We start from the raw sequence: 501 nt of genomic DNA on the forward strand, positions 1-501 counted from the left end.
CTGGAGCAGGCGTTATGGGCCCGTCGACCGTCCGGCACGGTCCATCACAGTGATAAAGGTTCTCAGTATGTATCGCTGGCCTACACACAGCGGCTTAAGGAAGCCGGATTACTGGCATCAACAGGAAGTACAGGCGACTCGTATGACAACGCGATGGCGGAGAGCATCAATGGTCTTTACAAAGCGGAGGTAATACACCGTAAGAGCTGGAAAAACCGTGCAGAAGTGGAACTGGCCACACTCACGTGGGTGGACTGGTATAACAATCGACGATTGCTGGAAAGGCTGGGCCATACTCCTCCGGCAGAAGCAGAAAAAGCTTATTATGCTTCCATCGGAAACGATGATCTGGCAGCCTGAGTTCACAGATAAAACACTCTCCAGGAAACCCGGGGCGGTTCAGACAGCCTCAACCCCGATATCGCGCAGACCGCCCGCATCCAGGAAGGACGTCCAGCACTGGTTGGCTGTGAACAGGCGTTTCAGCGGGCGGGGCTGAAA

General features: G+C 54.9%; 1 protein-coding gene and 1 pseudogene. One reads left to right on the forward strand and one right to left on the reverse strand.

Annotation, left to right across the window (positions count from 1 at the left end; translation table 11 throughout):
* On the forward strand, nucleotides 1-360 hold a 360-nt coding region (locus BFF42_RS20510), incomplete at its 5' end, for an integrase core domain-containing protein (RefSeq protein WP_001463889.1).
* A gap of 42 nt (nucleotides 361-402) precedes the next feature.
* Here BFF42_RS20510 and BFF42_RS27985 read toward each other — a convergent pair.
* Nucleotides 403-501, reverse strand: a pseudogene (locus BFF42_RS27985) (hypothetical protein); the annotation flags it as partial.

Source organism: Shigella sp. FC1661 (assembly GCF_001712525.1).
In the GTDB taxonomy this organism is placed as follows: Bacteria; Pseudomonadota; Gammaproteobacteria; order Enterobacterales; family Enterobacteriaceae; genus Escherichia; species Escherichia coli.